The 532-nt window shown below is 60.9% G+C and carries 1 pseudogene; it reads right to left on the bottom strand.

Features of this window, described 5'->3' with window-relative positions:
* Positions 1-11: 11 nt before the first annotated feature.
* A pseudogene (locus U5A65_RS40745) lies at positions 12-532 on the bottom strand (hopanoid biosynthesis associated radical SAM protein HpnJ); the annotation flags it as partial.

Below are 532 nucleotides of genomic sequence, written 5' to 3'. Positions count from 1 at the left end.
CGCGCGGTCCATCATGCCTCGTGCGCGCGCAGGAAGCGGAAGAACTCCACGCCTTCGCGCAGACGCCGCTTCATCATGTCCCAGCTCGTGAGCATCTCGCGCACGATCTCCCAGATCTTCGAAGGCCGGAAATAGAACTGGCGATAGAACTGCTCCAGATGGTGATAGATCTCCTCGCGCGGCAGGTTCGGATAGCCGATCGCCGCCAGCTGCACCCCTTCCTTGCTCACCAGGTTGATCGTCTTGTTCTCTTCCATCCAGCCGTTTTCCACGGCCTGCTTGTACAGCGTCGTGCCCGGATACGGCGCGGCGAGCGACACCTGAATCGTGTGCGGATTGATTTCCTTCGCGTACTCGATCGTCTTCCTGATCGTGTCCTGCGTCTCGCCCGGCAGCCCCAGAATGAAGGTGCCGTGAATCTTGATGCCGAGCGTCTTGCAGTCGGCGCTGAAGCGGCGCGCAAAGTCCGTGCGCACGCCCTTCTTGATGTTCACGAGAATCTGGTCGTCGCCCGACTCGAAGCCCACGAGCA

Source organism: Paraburkholderia sp. J10-1, from assembly GCF_905220165.1.
GTDB lineage: Bacteria > Pseudomonadota > Gammaproteobacteria > Burkholderiales > Burkholderiaceae > Paraburkholderia.
This window is presented reverse-complemented; position numbering and strand designations above follow the sequence as displayed.